The following is a 22,289-nucleotide window of genomic DNA, read 5'->3' on the forward strand; positions in this document are numbered from 1 at the left end:
GGGCAAGGCGCGCGCCGACGCGCTACTGCCACAGTTCTCGCTTCCGGCCCAGAGGGTGCCCCTCTGTTCCCTCGTCCGGACGCCGATGCGGTGTCCGGACGAGGGAGGCGTCGATCGCCGCCGCTGTCGAGTGAAAGCCGGTTCTGGTGTCGAATCGGTCAATTGGGACGGTGGATCCGCCTGCCGCGCCGACGGCAGGGCGGTGAGGACGCGTCGCCTGACGGTGTCAGGCGCGGGTCCACTTCTGGTTGGTGCCGCCGTGGCAGGTCCAGATGTGGACCTTGGTGCCGTTGGCGGTGCCGGAGCCGGATACGTCCAGGCACTTGTTCGCCCCGATGGCGGTGATGCTGCCGTCGGAGTTGAGGCGCCATTTCTGGTTGTTCTGGCCGTTGCAGTCCCAGATGAGCACCGCGGTGCCGTCCGCGGTACCCGCGCCGTTGACGTCCAGGCACTTGCCGCCGTAGACCCGCAGCTCGCCGGAGCTGGTGGTGGTCCACTGCTGGTTGACCTGGCCGTTGCAGTCCCAGATCTGTGCCAGAGCGCCGTTCGCCTGGGACGCGCCGCTGATGTCCAGGCACCGGTTCGAGGCCACACCCCGCAGCGCGCCACCCGTACCACCCGAAGGCGACGGAGAGGGTGAGGGGGACGTGCCGGTCTGGGGGCCGGCGGACGTCATCACGGCCTGGGCACCGGATGGCCAGTTCCCGTTGGTGACGGTGACGTTGTTGTTGACGACGTTGCCGCGGTCGCCGTTGGTGATGCTGGTGGAGCCGTTGCTGGTCCAGTTGCCGGTGACGGTGAAGTTGCCCATGTTCTCGCCGCCCCACCAGTTGGCGGTGGCCCAGGTGCCGATGGCCGAGAAGACGTTGTTGCGGACGGTGTAGTACTTGGAGCCTTCGTCGAAGTAGACCCCGAAGTAGCCGTTGGTCCGCAGGCAGTAGTTGTCGCTGATCACCGCGCCCGGGTTCCACGACAGCGTGTAGATGCATCCACCGTCGTTCATCTGCTGCATGACGTCGTGCACGTAGTTGCCGACGAGCTGGTTGTTGGACGCGGTGGTGGCCGTGGTGTACCGCGGCTGGTAGTTGTACAGCCCGCGGTTGGCGTAGTTGGTGTTGCCACCGGGCTCGTTGGCACCCCAGCCGTACCCGATCGACATGCCGGTGTAGGGCATGTTGTAGACCTCGTTGTGGGACACGGTCGAAGTGCTGACGTAGGTGGTCAGCACCGACACGATGCCCCGGTACTCGATGCCGAGGTCGTGGATGCGGTTGTTGCTGACGGTGATGTTCCGGTTGGTCATCCGCTGGTCACTGGGGTGGTGCGCGTCGGCGCGCACGCCGCCGACCACGATGCCGCCGGCCGAGCTGCGCGCGATCTCCGACCGGGTGACGGTGATGTTGCTCGCGCCCAGGCCCACACCGCTGGCGTGACCGTTGGCGTCGTTGCCGATCCCGATGGCCGTCTGGCCCAGGTTGACGAACCGCGAGTCGCTGAAGGCGACGTTGTTCGCGGCGGAGACCTGCACGGCGGCGGGCATCTGGTACCAGTTGGGCCGGGCGGCCTCGAACTGCGTGCAGCCGTTGTGGCAGGTGGTGAAGCCGGGCCAGCTCCAGTTGCCCGCGATGTAGGACCCGGTCTGCTGGTCCACGTAGCCCTGGTTGCCGCTGGGGCCGAGCCAGCTGGTACCGGTGAACGTGATCCCGCCGAAGGCGATGTGGTGCGCGGGCGCGTCGTAGGTCCCGCCGACGTTCACCAGCGACTGCAGCACCGGCAACTCCACACTGGCGCTGCTCATGTTCTGCCCCGACAGCGGGATGTAGGACAGCGCACCGCTACCCGGATCGATGTACCACTCACCCGGCGAGTCGAGGAACTCGTAGGCGTTGGCCAGATACAGCGGGCCCGCGCGGTGCGGGCTGGTGAAGGTGTCGTACCCGAAGTTGTTGTTGTTCCATCCCGGCTGCTGCATCGTGATGAGGTTCCCGCTGATGCCTTGCACCGTGGCGTAGCGATCGGTGAACGAACCGACGCTCTCCATCTCCACCCGGCTCTTGTTGCCCAGGTTGTTCAGGTAGTTCAACGCGGAGTTGCTGAACCTCATCCCCGTGCTGGAGGCGGTGAAGTCGGCCCGGTTCACCTGGGTGCGGGCCCGGGTCGCGACGACACCGTCGACGTACAACTGCCGGGACTCGATCCCGGTCCCGACATTGGCCCGCCAGATGTTCTTCCCGGAGTCGGCCAGCGACCAGCCCGTCACCGCCCTGGCGCCGCTGATGACCGGACGCGCGTTCGCCGCGGCCTGCCATCTGACGCTGTAGCCGTTGGTGCCCGAATCGGCGGCGGTCAGCCGCAGCGGCGCGGAGAGGCGGTACACCCCGTCAGCCAGCTCCACCACGATGTCCCCCGACATCCCGCTGTTCAGCGACCGCACCGCCGTCTGCGCCGCGGACAGCGAGCATGGCTGAGCGGAGGTACAGGCGGTACCGGTACCCGAGGGGGACGCGTACAGGGTCGTGGTGGCCGCGATGGCCGACGTGGCCGGCGCGACGAGGGCGAGCGCCGCGGCCATCGCCGCGGCGACGATGCCGGTCAGGGCCGGTCTCAGCGCCATGACGGGTGAAGATGATCGCACAGTGGTTCCTTATCGGGTGGGAGTGTGGTCAGGTCACGCCCCCCTCAGGCAGGTGGCCCTCCTGAGGTGACCGTCGTCGCCGGACGGATGGTCCGCGACGGCGGCCTGCTACGCCGATCCGGGTCCGGGGTCAGCCGGACCATGCCGCCGATCCGGTGACCGGATCGGTGGACAGGCGGAGGTCGTTCGGTCGGTCACGTGCTACTCCAGGGACGGCGGGCCTCGCGGGTACACCACGAAGGGACACATGGTGAAGCGAGGCTTTGGACGGCGTGGCCGGTCACGATGCCGAGAACCGCGAAGCGCCTACACGCCTCGCCTCGTGATCCAGCCGCGGAGGTTCCGGAGGGAGCGTGCCCCCCCGGGACCTCGCTACCAATTACGTTTGGAGCACTGCCGCCCGTCAAGGGCTTAAGCACACTTATTTCGCCATTCGCACATCAGGGTCACGACGACGGTTAAGCCATTTCCCGCCTTGAGCAGCGCAAATGTCCATCCCGGTGCACGGCGCGCCTCGGACGTCCTCCTGCGAACCGTTCAGATGTGTCGTACTGAACAGGGGACGGCCCTCGCCGGGGAGGCATACTTGCGGGCGACGGCAAGGAGGAAGCACGGTGACCGACACCCCTCGGGAGAGCGGATACCGGCCGGGCTACGAGGTGGCCGCCGAGCAGGTACTGGAACTGATCGTCCGGCTCCACCTGCGTCCGGGTGACCGCATGCCGACCGAGAACGAGCTGGCCCGGCGGCTCGGCACCAGCCGTACCGTGGTACGCGAGGCGGTGAAGATACTCTCCGCGCTGGGCCGGGTGCGCGCCCAGAAGGGCCGTGGCCTGTACGTGGCCGACGACGAGGGGATGCTCGGCACCGGCCGCTGGGCGTCCCTCTTCCTCCCGGCCGACCTGGACCACGTCTTCACGCTGTTCGAGTTCCGCCGGGCACAGGAGATGGAGACCAGCCGGTTGGCCGCTCGCCGCGCCTCCCCCGCCGAGCTGAGGGCCATCGAAAAGGCGGCCGGCGTGTGCCGCCACGGCTTCGAGACCGGTCGTGAGGACCTGTTCGACGAGGGCGACGACACCTTCCACACCACCATCGCCACGGCGTCGCACAACATCTTCCTCCAGATCGCGGTACAGGAGGCCCGCAGGCTGCAGGCGCAGTCGAGGCTCATCGGGCTGCGCGGCTCGATGGGCGGGCACGCCGCCAAGGCCGTCGAGGAGCACGACGCCATCTACCAGGCCATTAAGGTGGGCGATTCGGAAGCGGCCGCCGAGGCCGCCGCCACCCACGTCGACAACACCCGCGACGACTACCGGAGAGGGCTCCAGCAGCTCCTCTTCTCATCCCCCTGATCCCGGCCGGCCGTCGACACGGTGCCGAATCGATTCGATCACAAGAGGCGACGAGGCACGGTCAGGCGAGCCGGGTCGATGAACGTTTCATCGGAGCCCGGCGCGACGGACGTGCGAGTATCGCCGATGAGCGCCGCCGGAGGAGACTTTCCGCAGACAGCCGGGGAGTCCGGAGCCTTGACAGGTGGTCCGCCGGTCGTATGTGCTTCGCTGCACACCACCGTCCCCCTCCGTCAGTGGATTCAGTACGTTGGCGAATCGATTCGCTCTCTCGGTATGGACCGGCTTCCGAGCGGCCCTCTCGCGCTGGGCAATGATCGGGCAGTCCGGTCCCGGCGCCCGTCAGACGAGGGCGCGTCGTCTTCCGCCGACTCCGGCGAGGCCCCGCGGCCTTCCAGGCGCGGCCGTCCCCGCCCTCCCCCCAAGGAGTACGACAATGCAGCCTTCCTCCGTCCCCCTATCGGGCCGCGCGGCGCGCGGGTGGCGCTCCCGGGCGGCCTTCGTCGCGAGTGTCGTGGCGGCGGCCGCGTCCCTGCTGGCCACCGGCCTGACATGGTCGGCACCGGCTTCGGCCGCGACCACGCCGCTGGTGGGCACGGGATCGAACCGGTGCCTGGACGTCAGCGGCGCCTCCCAGGCGAACGGCGCCCTGGCACAGATCTGGGACTGCAACGGCCAGGCCAACCAGCAGTGGACCACCACCAGCGCCAGTGAGCTGCGGGTCTACGGCGGCAAGTGCCTGGACGTCAACGGCGCGGGTACCGCGGACGGCACCGCGGTGCTCATCTGGGACTGCAACGGCCAGAACAACCAGAAATGGCGCCTCAACTCCGACGGCAGCATCACCGCCATCGGCGCGAACAAGTGCCTGGACGTGTCCGGCAACGGCACCGCCAACGGCACCAAGGTGCACATCTGGACCTGCCACGGCGGCACCAACCAGAGATGGAGCACCGGAACGCAGCCCAGCCCGACGCCGACCCCGACGCCGACCACCACGCCGACCCCGCCCCCGCCCGGCGCGCTCCCGTGTGACATCTACGCCGCGGGCGGCACGCCCTGCGTCGCCGCGCACAGCACGACGCGGGCGCTGTACAGCGCCTACAACGGGAACCTCTACCAGGTCAGGCGCTCCTCCGACAACACCACCCGGAACATCGCCGTCCTGACCGCCGGCGGCGCGGCCGGCGCCGCGGCCCAGGACTCGTTCTGCTCCGGCACCACCTGCGTCATCACCGTCGTCTACGACCAGTCCGGCAGAGGCAACGACCTGTGGTACCAGGGATCGAGCGTGGTCCCCGGCTCCCCCCAGAGCAGACCCGCCACCGCCACCACCGAATCGCTGACGGTGAACGGCAACAAGGCCTACTCCCTCTACATCAACCCCGGCAACAGCTACTGGCGCGACGGTCACCTGACCGGCATCCCCACCGGAAGCGCACCCGAGGGCATGTACATGGTCACCAGCGGCACCCACGTCAACAGCGGCTGCTGCTTCGACTACGGCAACAGCGAGACCACCAGGAAAGCCGACGCCGCCGGCGCCATGGACGCCATCAACTTCAGCAGGCAATGCTGGTTCGGCGGCTGCTCGGGCACCGGGCCCTGGGTCCAGGCCGACCTTGAATGGGGCCTGTTCCCCGGCGGAAGCCAGGCATGGAACCCCAACCAGAGGGCCTTCACCAGCAAATTCGTCACCGCCACCCTCAAGAACAACGGCACCAGCCGATTCGCCATCAAGGGCAGCAACGCCCAGTCCGGCAGCCTGTACACCCTCTACGACGGCTCCCTGCCCTCGGGCTACAGCCCGATGAAAAAGCAGGGCGCCATCATCCTGGGCAGCGGCGGTGACTGCTGCAAACCCGACGGCGGCGCCAACCTCAGCGCCGGAACCTTCTACGAGGGAGCCATGGTCGCCGGCTACCCCACCGACGCCACCGAGAACGCCGTCCAAGCCAGCATCGTCGCCGCCGGCTACCGCTGACCCCGGCCCCAGGACGGCCCGCGTGCCGTCCTGGGTAGAACAAAGGATTTCGCGTGATGTCAAGGCACAGGTCCCTCCTCACGGCTCTCGCGACCACGGCACTGCTCGTCCTGGCCACGGCGCACACGGCGCTGGGTCAAAGCGCGACCAGGCCGATGGGCAAAGAGAGCGCCCTCGCGCCAACCGCGGGGTGCGGCAAGGCCCCGACGCTGAGAAGCGGTTCGCAGTCGATCACGAGTAACGGCAAGAACCGCAGCTTCATCCTCCGGATCCCCGACAACTACAACAACGCCACTCCATACCGGTTGATCTTCGGATTCCACTGGAACGGCGGCACCGCCAACGACGTCGACTCGGGCGGAACCAGCGGGTACCCCTGGTCCTACTACGGGCTCAGGGCACTGTCGAACAACACCGCGATCTTCGTCGCGCCCCAGGGCCTCGGCAACGGCTGGGCCAACTCCGGCGGCGAGGACCTCACCTTCGTCGACGACATGATGCGGCGGATCGAGGCGGACCTCTGCGTCGACACCGCCCAGCGCTTCTCCCTGGGCTTCAGCTACGGCGGCGGCATGAGCTACGCGCTCGCGTGTGCGCGGCCGACGGTCTTCCGCGCCGTGGCGGTCTACTCCGGCGGGCAGCTCAGCGGGTGCAGTGGCGGCACCGAGCCGATCGCGTACATCGGGCTTCACGGCCTCAGGGACCCGGTGCTCAACATCTCCGCGGGCCGGTCGCTGCGTGACAGGTTCGTCAGGAACAACGGCTGCGCCGCCCAGAACCCACCGGAGCCGGCGCAGGGCAGCCTGACGCACGTCGTCACCTACTACTCGGGATGCCGGGCCGGGTATCCGGTCGCGTGGGCGGCGTTCGACGCGGGTCACACCCCCGGTCCCGTGGACGGGAGGTCCGGCGACTTCGAACCCGGCGAGAACTCCTGGACCAGGCCAGTGGTGTGGAACTTCTTCACCCAGTTCGGAGGCACCACCCCGACGCCGACCCCGACCCCGACGATCACCCCCACGGGTAACCCGCCGGCGACGAGCACGCTGCGGAGTGCGGCCTCGAACCGCTGCCTGGACGTCAACGGCGCGTCCCAGGCGAACGGCGCTCTGGCACAGATCTGGGACTGCAACGGCCAGGCCAACCAGCAGTGGACCACCACCAGCTCCGGCGAGCTGCGGGTCTACGGCGGCAAGTGCCTGGACGTCAACGGCGCCGGCACCGCGGACGGCACCGCGGTGCTCATCTGGGACTGCAACGGCCAGAACAACCAGAAATGGCGCCTCAACTCCGACGGCAGCATCACCGCCATCGGCGCGAACAAGTGCCTGGACGTATCGGGCTCCGGCACCGCCAACGGCACCAAGGTCCACATCTGGACCTGCCACGGCGGCACCAACCAGAGATGGACCCGCGTCTGACACCGCGTGACAGCACCCGCCCCTGTTGATCAGGGATACCGAGAAGCACCGCGCGCCCCTCCACCGGCTCCACCCCGGGTGAGGGGCGCGCGGCTCCGCCCGGCGGAACGAAGGTCACGGACACGATCTTCTCGCCGGCGCCGGAGAAGGCCGGGCTACTCATCCGGTCACTCAGAAGATCAAAAAGGCCGCTTCCGTGAAACGGAGGCGGCCTGTGGGCTGTGTGGGCGATACTGGGATCGAACCAGTGACCTCTTCGGTGTGAAACAAATCGAACCATGGTTTGCGCTCTGGGGATCGCTTCTAGCCTGCTGCCCGGCCGCTTGTGGACGTCCGGCGACGTTCGTGATCGTGTGGCGCGGTTGTCACGCAGTTGGTCACTCAGGAAACTATGTGGCGCCAGTGGCGTCGATCACTTCTACAACCAGCTATCTAGATCCACCGGTGTAAGACTGGCCGGCACGGCAGCCCTGAAAGGGGACGACCCTTTGCTGTCGATGCTATCAAGAAAGCTGTTTAGTGTTGCCGTTATAAGCTGATAGAACCCTCGCACCCCTTCGCGTGGCGTAACATCAGACCTTATCAAAAAGGCTGACCTTGAGGCAATCATCTCGATTGATTCAGGACTTACCTCTCCCATCCCTACCGCTACGATTGAGGGGCGATAGGGAGAATTTCTCAACTTCTCAAGCGCCTTTTGTACTAAATGACTGTCGTCCAGAGGTTCGCCATCGGTGAAAAAGAAGACGAGTGGCCGATAGACACGCGATTTACTGCGCTTGAGGTTGGGGATATCTCGTGCGACAAGCTCTTGCAGCAACCGAAGGGCAGCCCCATAGGAGGTGCCGCGACGAGAAGTTAGTACCGGAAACTCAGATACGTCCCGAGCCGACTGCAATGGGGCCTCTAATCGGGCCTCATCGGCAAAGCTCACTAGTGCTACATATATCGATTCCACAAGCAATGGATCTTGGTGGATCGCATCGAGTATCTCTTGATTGCCGCTGTTAAGTTCAGAGATCAGGGTCGCCATTGATGCAGATACATCGCAGACAATGTATATCGGGATTGCGATGGCCGCCGACAACTCTATACCTCCTCGACCTCGAATTCACCGGTTATGACGTTCGCTTGTTTTATGGGCATCAGATCATTGTCCTTGAAATTAATTCTCTTGAGAATGGTCCGCCCATTACCTAATCCAACCTGGATTACTAACGGGCCTCTTGCATACTGCGCCGGCGGTAACACCCCTCGAAAGATCAATGAGTGAGATGCTCCGCCTTTCAATTGGTAAGGAAGATTAGACACGCTACTACCTAGCCAATTTGCCCAGGCTCCCTCGATAGCCACCTCGGCGCGACCTTGATTGGCAAGCTTAATCTGAAGCCAGCGTTCTTCTCCCCGATAACCCCAGCGATGGGACTGGATTTCTACGCGAGAACCAGAGGCCCTATAGCTTAGATAGCTGATAAACGCCGACACGCAGCTGACGGCCAAAGCTGCACCTGAAATAGCAATGGGTAACCATGCGTCTGGACCTGTCAATCCATGGCTCCTCTACCTTATTGCTCCGCGGGACATGCCCCGACCTCCTGCGCGAACCATCCTCTGTAGTCAAGCCGGACGGCTGAAACACTGGGGTCAGCGTGAAGTGAGCCTGTTACGAAGCGCCTACCCCCCGAGTGTTCCAGCAAATCTACCCGCGACGCGGGTCAGAAGGACGTGCGCAGCTCCCTTCCGGGCACGGAGCCCAACTTGGGGACAGCGGTGACAAGTGTGTCCCTCCGGACGTCCCTCAAGTGGGAGAGTGTATCCGCTGGTGGGATGCGATTCAGTGACATCAGGGACATCGGGGACCATGGCGAGGACGCTCGACGCCGACCCATCGCAAACCGTGGCGTGGGCGGGTTCAGTGCGAGAAGCTCATGTGCGTGACCAAGCTGACCATGACGACACAGCGATGGAACGAACTCACCGAGTTATTGAAGGATGAGCAGCGGCTCCAGGCCGAGTTTCCCAAAGGTGGCCGAGTACCTAGACATCGCCACAAGGTTGTCAGGAACCGGCGACGCGCAAGCCGATACGGCGTTCGACCTGCGCTTCGTGCACTACATGACCGATGGAAGCGCTGTGAGTCCGAACCCATACTGGGACATCAGTGAGCCGTTGGTGTTCGAGCACGAGGGCCGGCGCGTGGTGAACGGCGGTAGAGCGGAAGGAAGCCCGAGGCTCGCCTCCTCGTTGGTGGACGTTGCCTAGCAACTTGGTAGCTTCCCTCCCCGTCCTTGACCTAAGTTAGGTTCATGGATGCAAAAAACGATCACAACCGTGACTTTCGCGATGCCATACGCGGAGCAGCAGAAGCAGTATTTCGATCCTACATAGAGGATGGAAGTATAACGACTACGGGAAAGTCAGGCACGGAGATCGTCGATGAGTACGCCACTCTCATAGATAAACTAATAGACACTTCAGAACTCGATGTCATGGAATTTCATACATCTATTGATCATCGAGATATCCTACTAGAGCGAGCCAGAGTTGAGGCCGAGCATGGCCATGATCAGCTCGCTATTACATTATATTCGACCTGGATCGAGCATTCTGTTAACGGCCTCTTAGCCCTGGCGATGGAGCGTCAAGGGCGATCCAAACAGGTGGTCACTCCCCTGCTCCGCGAACTCCGGATCCCCACAAAAATCACTGCTCTTTGGGAGCTGGTAGGACTTCCCGCTCTCCGCGAGGGTAGCGTGAGGGTCCTGGATCAAGCGCTAAACTTCCGCAATGCATTCGTACATTACAAGTGGTCGGCAACGTCAGACCAAGAGCATAGGACCCACACAGAACGATTGCATGCTATAGTTCCCGAAATCGAGCGGGTGGTCAGCGAGTTCATGGATATTGAGTCTGCCGCCATCTGGGATGGCCGCAAGGCGGAGATAATGGAATGCTACCGTTCAGTTCTTGATGCTCACGAGAAAAAACACGGACCAATCACCCCTGAAAAGCTCAATCTTCTTCTCTCTAGGGAGAACACCTGAGAACAAGGGAGAGGCGACAGCGGGGGACAACGTCTTACGTACGCTGCCCCCGCACGTAGGCCCCTTCATCCACCTCAGAACGCATCCAGAGAGAGGGACAACACCGCACGACATTAGACTGCTGAACGACTTACTCCCCAAGGTAGTGGAATGTCGGTTTGGGGTGCATCAGGAAGTCATGGTGCGAAATGTTCCATGCATAGGCGCCGGCCATGAGGAATTCGACGACGTCGCCTGTTTTCAGGCTCACCGGCACATGCCGCGCCATGGTGTCCTTTGGTGTACAGAGCTGCCCGACAATCGTGGTGGGCTCGCCCGGGTCTTCGATGACCATGGGCTGACTGTGCCCCTTGGTCGCAGGTGTTCGGATGTGGTGCGTCCCACCGGCCACCACCGCGAACAATTCGCCATGAACGCGCTTAACGTCGATGACCCGAGTCACGTACCGCCCGCAGTAGACCGACAGGGACCGACCCGGTTCAATGCGCAGAGTTTCGCCCGGCCACCGGAGAGCAGCTAGTCCCTCGCCGTAGGTCTTCCAGTCGAATCGGGCGCCGGGATCGTCGTAGGACACGGCCATACCGCCACCTAGGTTAATCTCTGTGGCGCCAAGCCCACGGGCGTAGTCCAGGATCGCGGCGACCAGTTCCAGCATGGCCGGCGCGTCCAGACCGCTCGCCAGGTGGGCATGGATACCGCGCATTCGTACCGCATCTTGATCGGCGAGCATCTTGATGCACTCGGAGATACCTGCCGGGTCCATGCCGAACGGCGTGGCGCCGCCCCCCATGGCCAGAGATGCTCCGCTGATCGGGATATCCAGGTTGACCCTCAGCAAGACGTCCGCGGATCGACCCGCCGCGAACAGTCGTCGGATTTCGCTGGGACTCTCGATATGGAGTCTTCTCACGTCAGCGAAGAGTTCCGCGTCAGTCTTGCCAGGTCCACCGAGGGCAATCGGGCTATCGGGGAAAAACTCGCGCACGTGTGCGAGTTCTCCCCCGGAGGCCACTTCGAAGCCATCGACGTATGGGGCGATGACCTGCAACAGCTTGGGGTCGGGGTTGGCCTTGACGGCGTAGTACAGCTCGATGTCGCCGAGAGCTGCCCGCACGGACGCCATGTGAGCGTCTAGGTCGGCAAGGTCGTACACGTACGCCGGCAGCTCACCTGCGTCGGCTAGTTCCAAGGCTCGTGCGCGAATCGGCAATGCGGCTGTCATTCTCGGTCTCCGATCGGTCGTGTCTGGCCGTTGTCAGGTGAGCGGGAACGTGTTCTCTATGACCAGGTAGTGAGCAGGCGTGACCGTTGTGGTCACCTCTACCGGGTTCCCTTCTGCCGTCTTGCCGACGTGGAAGATGTCGATGACGGTTCTTTCAGGGCTGATCTCCAGTGCGTCAGCTTCCGTATCCGTGGGGAGACGGACGATGATGCGCTCTGACGCGTGTGTCTGAGCGTGGCCGAGTTCGGTGAGCGCTGATTTCACGCCGCCTACGATGACCGGCCCCGCTTCCTCCAGAACGGTTCCCTCCGCGATGGACAACGGGAACCACGAGGCGTTCAAGCGGACCGGGATGCCGGAGGCGAGCAGGCGCCGGCGACGAACGAGAGCGTTCTCCTCTCCGCGTGGCAGTCCGAGAGCGTCTGCCACGTCGTCCGGCGGAACGGCCCGCTCGGTGGTGATCTCGTGCTGTGGTTCGAGGCCGATCGCTCGAATCTCCGCGTCGAACGCTCCGCGGGCCTGCCCACCCTCGCGGGCCTCGCGGGAATAGCGCGCCGGTGAGTGCACCATCGGCGGAATGTAGGTGACCATGGTTCCCCTTCCTTGGCGGGGGCGGATCATGCCCTCTGCCGCGAGTACCTGCATTGCCCTGTTGACCAGGCTTCGCGATGCGCCGTACCGCTCGGCGAGGACCGGCTCAGGCGGGAACACCGTGGCCGGCGGGTAGACGCCGCTCACGATCTCCTGCCGGATCTGCGACGCGATCTGACGGAAGCCCAACTTGCTCGGGTGGCTCATCTCTCCCTCTCAACATGGAAACTTCGAAACATCAAACGTTTGATGTTTCTTGACAGATCGCCCGTGGGACCCCATCATCGAGCTACGACAAACGTTTGGCGTTTCAAGTAGACACCATACCGGCCACGCCGAGCCAAGTCGAACGACCACCGAAGGCGCCGGATACGGCCAGTCGCCAGACAGGTCACGCATCCCGGCGCCCCGCAGGAAAGGTGCTCATCATGTCCCACGGGACGATCTACGGCGGAGTCCCAACTCGCGCTTCAACGGTAAGCGCACCGCGCGATGAACCGCCCGGCCCTGCGGGAGCGGCACCTTCCCTGAAGACGGTCATGAGTTCACTGATCACCTTCATTCAGACCCTTACCACTACTTGGACCGGGAGCCCTTCGATGCCCAGCGCCGCCGTTGAGATTGTGTCGTTCGGTTACCTGCATGGGGAGCCGCCGCCCGCGCATCTGATCGTCGATCTGCGTCACCATTTCAAGGACCCGCACGTCTCCCCCGAGCTGCGGTGCATGACCGCGCATGATGAGCCGGTGCGCGCCACGGTGCTGGGCACCCCCGGCATCACGCACCTGGTGCAAGCGACCGCGTCCGCCGTGCTGGCGTTCCTGGCCGGTCCGAACGCCGGAACCGTGACCGTGGCCGATGGATGCGCCGGCGGTCGTCACCGCGCCCCCACCTTCGCCATGGCGCTGGCCGATCTGCTCATGCGCATGGGGGTCGCTGTGGACCTTCATCACCGCGACCTGAGTAAGCCCGTCGTTCAGCGCTGAGGCGCAGCATCTCAGACCGCACACAGCCCTGATGGTCGTAAGGCGGGGTCCGACTCCCCGCCGGGGCACTCCGGCTGAATCGCCGGTAGCCGTCGTAGGGATTCCAAGGAGATCGAGAACATGGACCGTGAGGGACTGTTCCGCCTGGACAAGACCGAGGACATCAAGGACTGGATCATTCGTGGCGCTAAGTCCACGAATGGGACGGCGGACCTGCGCCACGAGGGCATCAACATGGCCCTGGACGAATTGGAGCGGCGCGGAGAGCTGCGCTGAGCCCCTGAACATCTGATGCCGGGGCGGCTCGTATCCGCCAAGACCCGAAGCCGCCCCGGCCCCTCCATCACTGAGAGGTCTTCTCATCATGTCCCATCGGACGACGCGGCCCTACACGGCCGCCGTTCACCCCGCCGTGTTGCTGGCGGGCGCCATCATCACCGAGATGTCCCCGCGTCTGGCGGAGGAGGCGGCGTGCGGGATCGACCCGGAGTTGCACACGGGTCCGGACGCCTACACCGATGAGCCCGACGACCAGCGCGCCGCGCGGGTGCAGGTGGCCACCGAGGTCTGTGCCGAATGCCCGGTTCAATCGCTGTGCCTGAGCCGGACCATGCGTATCCGGCCCGACGCCGGCGTTTGGGCCGGACTCGACGTCGGCACGATCGAATGGCCCAGAGTCCTCGCTGGAGCACTGCTCAACGGCATCGGGTTGGACGCTCGGCGCGAGGTGGCCTGATGACCCGCTTCCAGTGCGCGAACTGCAACCGGCGCCACCGCAGTGGCATCGCATGCCCGAACTGCGGTACCGCCGCCCGCCAGGTACAGCTCTGCCGCGCCCACGGCGCCCGGCACGTCCACCGCTGCCCGGCCTGCCGCACCCTCGCCCGATCACAGTCCGGCATCTGACCAGCCGCAAAGGAGACCTCTGATGGCCACCCGTATCCGTGCCCGCTTCTGGGACCCGACCGGTGACCGGTACGGCATCCCCACCTACCCGTGGCGGATGGCCCCGCCGCACCTGCTCACGCTGCGCCAGTTGGCCACCCATGGGCTTCGCCCCGGCGGGCAGGGCGTTCAGGCACAGATCCTTTGGTGCTCGCGCCGGCACGGGGCACCCGGCACCCGTGCCGCCTACCTGTACGACGTCCGATTCGCCCTGCCCAAGCGCGTCCCGACCGCCGCTCAACTGGCCGCGCTGGACAAGGCCAACGCCGCCCGCCGTCGCTGTTCGGAGTGCGGTACCGACGCCGGTTACGTCATCCCTCGCTGCTACGGCATGTGCCTGGACTGTGCGCTTGGCCCGGCCCCGGCTCGAATGGAGGAAGCCGCATGAGCATCGGGATCCCGACTCCTGAGCCGACGCCCGAGGACATCTCGCGGGGGCTCGCGGAACTGGAGCAGCACCTCGCCGGCGTGGTGCCCGCTTCGGCTCCGGCACCGGTCGAGTACGACGGTATGACCCGGCGGGTACGGCAGTTACGCGCTGAGGTGGCCGAAGCGCACCTGCTGGCCGATCTCCAAGGTGACGACGCCCCGCTACTGCTGGACACCAAGCGGGTCCGCCGTCGCCGCAAAGCCGCCCAGGAGGCCGCCCGACTGCACGCGCTGGGGCAGGACCCGGCCATGCGCGCCTGGCAGGCCGCGCGAATGCGGCGCGTGCTGGTGGTCGTCGCTTTGGTGTCGCTCACGCTGGCGTTGGCGTGGTCGACCGCAGGTGTGCAGCGGTTCGCTGCCGATGGTGCCGCGCCGGGGACACCGGCCTGGTTGTTCGCCTGGCTGGTGGAGCCATTCATGTCCATGGCGCTGCTGGTCGTGGTCGGTGCCCGCGCCTATCTGGGGTCACATGGCGCCCCGCTCAGGAGCCGGACGTTGGTGCGCATCGAGTGGTTGTTCCTGGGGCTGACGCTCGGCATGAACGCCTGGCCCTACCTGCCTGGCGTCGCCGAGTCCTTCAGCTTCTCCCGGCTGGTGCTGCATCTGCTGGGACCGGTCGTCGCGGTAGCCGTCGTCACCGCGCTTCCGATCATCTTGGCCGCGTTCACCCGCCTTGACCACACGGGGTCCGGTATCCCCCCTACCGGCCCGCCGTACAGCACAAACGCCATGATCCGGTACCCCGACGAGCATGGCGACGGCCCCGACCTCACCGCGTTGACCGCGCGGGCACGTCGGCTCATCGCCGCCGGCGAGCTGCCTGCCGACCCCGGGGCCGACAAGATCCGCCGTGCTCTGCGGTGCGGCATGAACACCGCCCGCGCCGTCCGTGACGCCCTGTCCGCCGACCACGCCTAGACCCGAGGAACCGCCATGTTCACCTGTGCCCTCATCATCAGCTTGATCTGCCTGGCCGTCCCGGTGCTGACCTTCCTGCGCATGGTCTTCACCGCCCGGCGCGTCCGCGCGGAGATCCACTACCGCATGTCGATGCACCGCCGGCACTGCTGCGGCCACCAGGCCGACTTCCCCCACGAGGTGTCTTGATGCCCCATCGCGCCGGGACCGGTTCACGGTCCGACCGCGCATCACTCCCGATCCACATGCAGGGCGCGGCCCCAATCCGCCAAGACCAGGCCGCGCCCTGCCACCCCGCCCCCTGCATAGGACACGAGGTGCCCACATCATGACCCAAGAACCGTTCGACCCCAACACCCCCGCAGACCCGCCCGACCAGGCCGACGGGCACCGGGCGGACGTGGTGGACCTGGACGCCATCCGCGACCGCCGCCACACCCCGTCCCTGCCCGACACCGACACAGATCGGGCCACATCGAGTGACACCGCCTATGAGGTCGTGCTCGACGAAGAGCCGTCCACAGAGGCGGTATCGGTGGACACGCCGGACGCCGTCGGCACAGTCGTCGCTCTACGGCGGCCGATCGTGCCGGCCGGTCTGCGGCGCGGCAATCTGAGCCACACTCTCACCACGACCATGGGTGAGGTCGGGTATGTGGCGGGTTTTCATGCGCTTCGTTCGCCGTGGTATCTGCTCAAGGCCGTCTGGTGGTCGCTGGTCGGGCTGATGCGACTGGTGGGCCGTCGTCTGCGCTGGTGGGCAGTCAGTGAGCAGTACGCCCTGCTTCAGCAGGCCGCCACCGACAACGACCCGACCATGTGGCTCAAGCTGAGCCGTGAGGGCCGGACCACCCGCCGGTGGCGCGGTGCGGCCCTGGCCGCTCAGCTTGTCGCGCTGGCCATCGCCGTGTGGCTCGGTGTCGCTGTGCTTCCGGTGTGGGGATGGCTGGTGGTGGGCGTCGTGCTGGTGTCGCTGCTGGCCCGGCAGGGCCGTCCGGCCGGTGGCGCGATCGTGTCACCGGTGGTGGTCAAGCGCCGGTACCGCAAGCTGAACAGCGACATCGTGCTTCGCGCCTACTACGCCGCCGGGCTCGGCCACCCCGACCGGGCCGATCAGCAGGTGGAGTTCGGCACCCAGATGGCCCGGGACGGCAACGGCTCCAAGGTGCTGATCAACCTGCCCTACGGGCGCACGTTCGGCGAGGCGGTCAAGGCACGCGAGAAGATCGCCTCCGGGCTCGATGTGTCGCCGTCACAGGTCACCATCTCCCGCGATGCGGCCAGCAACCGCAGTCACTGGCTGTGGGTGGCCGACGCTGACCCCCTCGCCATCCCCGCCGGCCGCACACCGCTGCTGGCCTGCAAGCAAACCGACATCTGGCAGCCCGCCCCGCTCGGGATGGACGAGCGTGGCCGCCCGGTGTCGCTGCTGATGCTGTGGACCTCCATCCTGGTCGGCGCCCAGCCACGCCAAGGCAAGAGCTTCACCGCGCGCCTGCTGGCCCTGTACGCGGCGCTGGACCCGTACGTGCAGCTCGACGTGTTCGACGGCAAGGGCTCACCCGACTGGCGCAAATTCGGCCTGGTGGCGCACTCGTGCTCATTCGGGTTCACCATGACCCGCGACGGTGACCCCCTGGAAATCTTCCTTCAGACGTTGCGCGACCTCAAAGCCGACGTGCAGGACCGGTACCAGAAGTTGAGCGAACTGCCGGTGGAGGTGTGCCCGGAGGGCAAACTCACGCGGGAGATCGCGCGTGACCCGAGGTACGGGATGCCGGTGCGGCTGGTGGTCATCGACGAGTGCCAAGAGTACTTCGACACCGGCGACAAGGAACTGAACAAAGAGATCGCCGGGCTGATGGTGTACCTGGTCAAGGTCGCCCCCGCCGCCGGCGTGATCGTGCTGGACGCCACGCAGAAGCCCGGCGGGGTCGGCACCGGCGACATCGCCACCGCGTTCACCAGCTTCCGCGACAACCATCAGACCCGCATCGCGCTGCGTACAGGCTCCTACCAGGTCTCCGACATGGTGCTGGGGTCCGGGGCCTACTCCGAAGGGTTCGACTCCTCCGCGCTGCTGCCCGGGTACAAGGGCGTGGGCATCTTGCGCGGCGCGTCCGACGAGACGCCCACCGTGCGGTACCACCTGGCCGACGCCGAAGACGCCGAGAAGATCCTCACCGCCGCCCGCACCCTACGCCAGCGCACCGGCACCCTGTCCGGGCACGCCGCCGGACAGACCACCATCCGCGAAGTACGTGACGTGCTCGCCGACGTGCTCACCGTCTTCCAATCCGGGGAAACCGGCCTGCCCTGGACCCTCACCGCGGTTCGCCTCGCCGAGCGCATCCCCGAGCACTACGCCGACGTAACCCCCGAAGCCATCTCCGCGCAAGTCCGCGCGCTGGGGGTGCCGAGCGTGGACATCAAACGCGACGGCAAGACGCTCAAGGGCGCCAAGAAGGCCGCCGTCGCCGCCGCCCTCTCCCGCCGGGAATCCCCCACCGGATAGAGGCACCGCGCCCGGACGGCACCCCCGACAGGTGCCGTCCGGGGTCGCGGCCCACCCGCGACCGGTCGCGCCGCCGCGACCCGTCCCGCGACCGGCCAAACCTCATCTGACCAGCCCGGATATCCGCAGGTCGCGGGTAGCGGGCTCGGCTCACCACGCCCGATGACCCGCTCTGGAGCTCTGCCATGACCCTCCTGGCCGCGACCGCGACCTCCCACCCCGCGACCGTCCTGCCCATTTCCCTGGCCGCCGTACTGGTCTGGTCGGCCCTCGCCGCTGTCCTGTGGCTGACGGTCTACCTCCTGCGGTGCGCGGTGGCCCCGTTCGGCCCCTGCCGTCGCTGCGAGGGAGAGGGAAAGATCCGTCCCCGTCCCGGCGGCATCCGCCGCAAGGCCCGGTACTGCCGCCGCTGCGAGGGCACCGGTCTGCGCCTGCGCATCGGCCGCCGCGCCATCAACTACGCCCGACGCCACCGAAACGGCACCTGATGGACAGCGAACCGATCCTGACCTACCAGGGCAAGCGGTACCGGCTCTATGAGGGGCGTATCCAGCTCGACTGGTCCAAGCGGCCCTGTCTTCACCACCGCGTCGGCTGTGTCCTGTGCTGCGACGTGCGCGTCACGACCCGTCCGGGCTCACACCCCCGCCACCCCAAAGACTGCGCCAACTGCCTGACCTACACCGGACCACGCCCGGACCCCTGCCGGCACTGCGGCAAGACCGCCCACTTCCGCGCTGACGACGGCCGCCCCACGCACAAGGTCTGCCAGGAAATCGCGATCACTACCGCTCTGCTCGCCGAGACAGAAGGACGTGCCGCATGATGGCCAATCTCACCCGCTACGCCCTGGCCGCCGCCGCACGCGGCTGGCACGTCTTCCCGCTCACCCCCGGGGACAAGCGACCACGCCCCGGGTTCACCAACTGGGAAGGCCGTGCCACAACCGACCCCGACACCATCCGACGCTGGTGGGCACGCCAGCCCTACGGCGTCGGGATCGCGTGCGGACCGTCCCGGCTGGTCGTACTCGACCTGGACACCCCCAAGCCCGACGAGAAGCCGCCGCCGGAATGGGACCTGCCCGGAGTCAGCGACGGCGCTGACGTGCTCGCGCTGGTCTGCGAGCAGGCCAACCAACCCTTCGTGACGCTGGAGACCTTCCAGGTCCGTACCCGGCGGGGAGGGATGCATCTGTACTACGCCGCGCCGGACGGCACCGGGCTCGGCAACACCGTGGGGAAGCTGGGCTGGCTGATCGACACTCGCGCGGCCGGTGGGTACGTCGTCGGCCCCGGGAGTTTCGTCGACCTGCCGGACGGCGCCGGTACCTACGACGTGATCCACCCCGCTCCGCCGGCGCCGTTACCCGGGTGGCTGGTCGACCGGTTGCGTCCGGCACCGCTTCCGCCGCAACGGCCGGTAGCTGTTCCGGTGGCCACCGACCGGCGCGGCGGCTACGTCCGCGCCGCCGTGGTCAGCGAACTGGAGCGGGTGACCGGCTCACCGCCGAAGGCGCACAACGTCGCGCTCTACCGCGCGTCGGTCGCGCTGGGACAGCTCGTGGCCGGTGGTGAGCTGTCCGAGTCCCACGTCACCGCATGGCTCACCGACGCCGCTCACAACGTCGGCCAGCCCTGGGGCGAGGCACAGCGCACCATCGCGTCCGGACTTCGCGCCGGCGCACGAAGGCCCCGAAGGGTCGCCGCGTGAACGGCCCCGAGCGTCCCGCTCACCTGCGTCTGGTCTCCGGCGACGCGGTCCACCCGCCCCGCGACCGTCCGGACGTGCCGTTCCGCACCTCGTGGTCCGCCGACGAACTGATGGCCATGACCTTCCCCGAGACCAAGTGGGCGGTACCCGGGGTCATCGCCGAAGGGCTCAACCTGCTGGCCGGACCGCCGAAGGTCGGTAAATCGTGGTTGTCGCTGAGTACGGCCATCGCCGTCGCCGCCGGTGGCAAGGCTCTGGAGGCCATCGAGGTAGAGCCGGGACCGGTGCTCTACCTCGCGTTGGAGGACACTCCCCGTCGTCTCCAGTCCCGCATGCGCAAGATCTTGAATAGCGCACCCGCGCCGCGTGATTTGACGCTGGCCACCCACTGCCCGACCCTCCCGCAGGGCGGGGAGGAAGCCATCTCGCGCTGGCTGGAGCGCAACCCCGGCGCCCGCATGGTGGTCATCGACGTCTTCGCCAAGGTGCGCGGCCTTACCCCGCCCGGACTGTCCGCCTACGACGCCGACTACGCCGCCATGAGCAGAGCCAAGGGTCTTGCCGACACGTTCGGGGTGGCCGTCGTACTGGTTCACCACGTCCGCAAGATGGCCTCAGACGACTTCCTAGCCGAGGTCTCCGGCACCAATGGACTCGCCGGCGCCGCCGACGCCACGTTGGTACTCAAGCGCGCGAGGGGAACCGCTGACGGCGTGCTTCACGTCACCGGACGCGACGTCGAGGAAGCCGAGTACGCCATGGCGTTCGAACCCACCGCCGGCATCTGGCGCCTACTCGACGGCCCGCCCGAGGATCACACCCTGTCGGCCACCCGCGCGGCCATCCTCCGGCACGTCCGCCAGCATCCCAACACCACGCCGAAGGTCATCGCCGAAGCGATCAGCCTGGCCTACGACAACGTCAAGAAAACCTGCCAGCGCATGACCGCTGACGGGCAGCTCTGCGCCGACCCCGCCGGACGCTACCGGCTTCCCACGGTCGCCACCCCCGGAAGCGTCCCCGCCGTCCCCGCCGTCCCCGACTCGACGTCCAACAGCGCGAACGCCGCCGACCTTCAGGGACAGCCCTCGTTATGGGGTGTCCCCGCCGTCCCCGCCGACAAGGAGAACCCCCTCCCATGACCGCCTTAGCGCCGGACATGATCCGGCTCGACGACAACCAGCTCTACCGGGTGACCGACGCCATGCGGCTGCTGAGCATGAGCCGGACCGTCATCTACGAACAGTTCCGTGCCGGCCGCCTGCGCTCGGTCAAGCAGGGCCGTTCCCGCCTGATCACCGCCGGAGCGATCCGCGACTACATCGCCCTACTGGAGAAGGAAGCGCAGGAGGCCGCCTGATGACCAAACGACGGAGCCGGGGCGACGGCGGATTGCACTGGGACGAACGACGGAACCGCTGGATAGCGTCCGTGACGGTCGGCTATACGCCGGAGGGTAAGCGGATCGTCCGCAGAGCGAGCGGGAAGACCAAGACCGAAGCGAAGGACAAGCTGAAGGAGATTCATCGGGACCACGACGACGGCCTGACCGTGGCCACGGGGAACTACACGGTTGCCGACGCCGTACGGAACTGGTTGGAGTTCGGGTTGACCGGCCGGGACGTCGCCACCGTCGAGAATCGCACGATCCTGGCGAACACTCATGTGATCCCGGCGCTCGGTGCGCGGAAGCTTCGGGAACTCACTGCGGACGACGTGGACCGTTGGCTGGCGAACAAGGCCGAGACGCTCAGCACGCGGACCCTGCTGGACATCCGTTCGATCCTCAAGCGTGCGGTGAGCCGTGCTCAGGCTAGGGACAAGGTGAAGCGGAATGTGGTGCTGCTCTGCGAGGTGCCACGAGGCAAGCCTGGCCGGCCGTCCAAGTCCCTCACACTCAACCAGGCAGAAGCGGTGCTGAACGCAGCGACGGGGAAGCCCTTGCACGCCTACGTCGTGCTCTCTCTGCTCATCGGCGCTCGGACAGAGGAACTTCGCGCGCTCACCTGGTCACATGTGGATCTGGAGGGCAGGCCCGACGCCGAACCGCCTGTTCCGCCGTCCATCATGGTCTGGCGTTCGGTGCGCGCTCATGAGGACACGAAGACGCAGAGGTCTCGGCGCACCCTTGCCATGCCGAAGCGCTGTGTGGACGCTCTACAGGTCCATAGGGAGCGTCAGAATGCCATCCGGCGGACGGCGGGGACAAAGTGGCGGGACATGGATCTGGTGTTCTGCACTCGGTTCGGGACAGCGCTCGCCGCCGGGAACGTCCGGCGGTCGTTCCGGGCCATCGTGCGGGACGCCGGCCTGACGGCTCAGGACTGGACGCCACGGGAGATGCGGCACAGCTTCGTCTCGCTGCTGTCGGACAGCGGGGTGCCTCTGGAGAACATCTCCCGGTTGGTCGGACACCAGGGAACGGCGGTCACGGAGAAGGTCTACCGCAAGCAGATACGGCCGGTGCTGCTGGAGGGAGCGGAGGCCATGGACGTCATCTTCCCGATGAGGCAGGGAGAGGCTTAGTCACTCAG

23 protein-coding genes are annotated in these 22,289 nt (G+C 66.4%); 18 read left to right on the top strand and 5 right to left on the bottom strand.

The window, feature by feature from the left end; all coding sequences use genetic code 11:
* Window positions 1-226: 226 nt before the first annotated feature.
* Window positions 227-2,614, bottom strand: a complete 2,388-nt coding sequence (locus ACFP1K_RS10840) for an RICIN domain-containing protein (protein WP_380750030.1) — start codon at window positions 2,612-2,614, stop codon at window positions 227-229.
* A 635-nt stretch (window positions 2,615-3,249) separates the two neighbouring features.
* On the opposite strand from ACFP1K_RS10840, the gene ACFP1K_RS10845 reads away from it, so the two are divergent.
* The 3 genes from ACFP1K_RS10845 (at window position 3,250) to ACFP1K_RS10855 (ending at window position 7,392) form a co-directional block, all read left to right on the top strand.
* Window positions 3,250-3,987: a FadR/GntR family transcriptional regulator gene (locus ACFP1K_RS10845; protein WP_380750033.1), complete on the top strand. Its 738-nt coding sequence runs from the start codon at window positions 3,250-3,252 to the stop codon at window positions 3,985-3,987.
* A 436-nt stretch (window positions 3,988-4,423) separates the two neighbouring features.
* Window positions 4,424-5,971, top strand: coding sequence for an arabinofuranosidase catalytic domain-containing protein (locus ACFP1K_RS10850; RefSeq protein ID WP_380750036.1), 1,548 nt, complete (start codon window positions 4,424-4,426; stop codon window positions 5,969-5,971).
* 56 nt (window positions 5,972-6,027) lie between these two features.
* Window positions 6,028-7,392 carry a lectin gene (locus ACFP1K_RS10855; protein WP_380750039.1) on the top strand — a complete coding sequence of 455 codons (1,365 nt, stop codon included), beginning with the start codon at window positions 6,028-6,030 and terminating at the stop codon, window positions 7,390-7,392.
* Between the two features lie 418 nt (window positions 7,393-7,810).
* On the opposite strand, the gene ACFP1K_RS10860 is transcribed toward ACFP1K_RS10855, so the two are convergent.
* Complete coding sequence (locus ACFP1K_RS10860; RefSeq protein WP_380750042.1) at window positions 7,811-8,479, bottom strand: vWA domain-containing protein; 669 nt, start codon at window positions 8,477-8,479, stop codon at window positions 7,811-7,813.
* A gap of 2 nt (window positions 8,480-8,481) precedes the next feature.
* On the bottom strand, window positions 8,482-8,940 hold the full coding sequence (locus tag ACFP1K_RS10865) for a hypothetical protein (protein ID WP_380750045.1): 459 nt from the start codon (window positions 8,938-8,940) through the stop codon (window positions 8,482-8,484).
* A 758-nt stretch (window positions 8,941-9,698) separates the two neighbouring features.
* On the opposite strand from ACFP1K_RS10865, the gene ACFP1K_RS10870 reads away from it, so the two are divergent.
* Window positions 9,699-10,436, top strand: a complete 738-nt coding sequence (locus tag ACFP1K_RS10870; protein ID WP_380750048.1) for a hypothetical protein — start codon at window positions 9,699-9,701, stop codon at window positions 10,434-10,436.
* A 130-nt stretch (window positions 10,437-10,566) separates the two neighbouring features.
* On the opposite strand, the gene ACFP1K_RS10875 is transcribed toward ACFP1K_RS10870, so the two are convergent.
* Together ACFP1K_RS10875 and ACFP1K_RS10880 are read right to left on the bottom strand one after the other, a co-directional pair.
* Window positions 10,567-11,658, bottom strand: coding sequence for an alanine racemase (locus tag ACFP1K_RS10875; protein ID WP_380750050.1), 1,092 nt, complete (start codon window positions 11,656-11,658; stop codon window positions 10,567-10,569).
* Between the two features lie 33 nt (window positions 11,659-11,691).
* A complete protein-coding gene (locus ACFP1K_RS10880; RefSeq protein WP_380750053.1) occupies window positions 11,692-12,456 on the bottom strand; it encodes a GntR family transcriptional regulator in 765 nt (254 codons plus the stop codon).
* A gap of 332 nt (window positions 12,457-12,788) precedes the next feature.
* On the opposite strand from ACFP1K_RS10880, the gene ACFP1K_RS10885 reads away from it, so the two are divergent.
* From ACFP1K_RS10885 to ACFP1K_RS10950, 14 genes are all read left to right on the top strand, one after another.
* Window positions 12,789-13,235 (top strand): RapZ C-terminal domain-containing protein, encoded by a 447-nt coding sequence (locus ACFP1K_RS10885; protein WP_380750056.1) that lies wholly within the window; start codon window positions 12,789-12,791, stop codon window positions 13,233-13,235.
* Between the two features lie 120 nt (window positions 13,236-13,355).
* On the top strand, window positions 13,356-13,511 hold the full coding sequence (locus ACFP1K_RS10890) for a hypothetical protein (RefSeq protein WP_380750059.1): 156 nt from the start codon (window positions 13,356-13,358) through the stop codon (window positions 13,509-13,511).
* Between the two features lie 88 nt (window positions 13,512-13,599).
* The gene (locus ACFP1K_RS10895; protein ID WP_380750062.1) at window positions 13,600-13,971 is read left to right on the top strand and encodes a WhiB family transcriptional regulator; all 372 of its coding nucleotides are present in this window, start codon (window positions 13,600-13,602) and stop codon (window positions 13,969-13,971) included.
* The gene (locus tag ACFP1K_RS10900) at window positions 13,971-14,141 is read left to right on the top strand and encodes a hypothetical protein (protein ID WP_380750065.1); all 171 of its coding nucleotides are present in this window, start codon (window positions 13,971-13,973) and stop codon (window positions 14,139-14,141) included. The genes ACFP1K_RS10895 and ACFP1K_RS10900 overlap by 1 nt, the downstream gene beginning before the upstream one ends.
* 22 nt (window positions 14,142-14,163) lie before the next feature.
* Window positions 14,164-14,568, top strand: a complete 405-nt coding sequence (locus tag ACFP1K_RS10905) for an RRQRL motif-containing zinc-binding protein (RefSeq protein ID WP_380750068.1) — start codon at window positions 14,164-14,166, stop codon at window positions 14,566-14,568.
* Window positions 14,565-15,527, top strand: coding sequence for a hypothetical protein (locus ACFP1K_RS10910; protein WP_380750071.1), 963 nt, complete (start codon window positions 14,565-14,567; stop codon window positions 15,525-15,527). The genes ACFP1K_RS10905 and ACFP1K_RS10910 overlap by 4 nt, the downstream gene beginning before the upstream one ends.
* Before the next feature lie 15 nt (window positions 15,528-15,542).
* Entirely contained in the window at window positions 15,543-15,716 is a 174-nt protein-coding gene (locus tag ACFP1K_RS10915) for a hypothetical protein (RefSeq protein WP_380750074.1), read from the top strand.
* A 139-nt stretch (window positions 15,717-15,855) separates the two neighbouring features.
* Window positions 15,856-18,042: a hypothetical protein gene (locus ACFP1K_RS10920; RefSeq protein ID WP_380750077.1), complete on the top strand. Its 2,187-nt coding sequence runs from the start codon at window positions 15,856-15,858 to the stop codon at window positions 18,040-18,042.
* 185 nt (window positions 18,043-18,227) lie between these two features.
* Window positions 18,228-18,530, top strand: a complete 303-nt coding sequence (locus tag ACFP1K_RS10925) for a hypothetical protein (protein ID WP_380750080.1) — start codon at window positions 18,228-18,230, stop codon at window positions 18,528-18,530.
* Complete coding sequence (locus ACFP1K_RS10930; protein ID WP_380750085.1) at window positions 18,530-18,868, top strand: hypothetical protein; 339 nt, start codon at window positions 18,530-18,532, stop codon at window positions 18,866-18,868. The genes ACFP1K_RS10925 and ACFP1K_RS10930 overlap by 1 nt, the downstream gene beginning before the upstream one ends.
* Window positions 18,865-19,755, top strand: a complete 891-nt coding sequence (locus tag ACFP1K_RS10935; RefSeq protein WP_380750088.1) for a bifunctional DNA primase/polymerase — start codon at window positions 18,865-18,867, stop codon at window positions 19,753-19,755. The genes ACFP1K_RS10930 and ACFP1K_RS10935 overlap by 4 nt, the downstream gene beginning before the upstream one ends.
* On the top strand, window positions 19,752-20,897 hold the full coding sequence (locus ACFP1K_RS10940) for an AAA family ATPase (protein WP_380750091.1): 1,146 nt from the start codon (window positions 19,752-19,754) through the stop codon (window positions 20,895-20,897). The genes ACFP1K_RS10935 and ACFP1K_RS10940 overlap by 4 nt, the downstream gene beginning before the upstream one ends.
* Window positions 20,894-21,115 (top strand): helix-turn-helix domain-containing protein, encoded by a 222-nt coding sequence (locus ACFP1K_RS10945; protein WP_380750095.1) that lies wholly within the window; start codon window positions 20,894-20,896, stop codon window positions 21,113-21,115. Before ACFP1K_RS10940 ends, ACFP1K_RS10945 begins: the two co-directional genes overlap by 4 nt.
* A complete protein-coding gene (locus tag ACFP1K_RS10950) occupies window positions 21,115-22,281 on the top strand; it encodes a site-specific integrase (RefSeq protein WP_380750098.1) in 1,167 nt (388 codons plus the stop codon). The genes ACFP1K_RS10945 and ACFP1K_RS10950 overlap by 1 nt, the downstream gene beginning before the upstream one ends.
* The last annotated feature ends 8 nt before the right edge of the window (window positions 22,282-22,289 follow it).

This window comes from Sphaerisporangium aureirubrum (assembly GCF_042658925.1).
Taxonomy (GTDB): domain Bacteria; phylum Actinomycetota; class Actinomycetes; order Streptosporangiales; family Streptosporangiaceae; genus Sphaerisporangium; species Sphaerisporangium aureirubrum.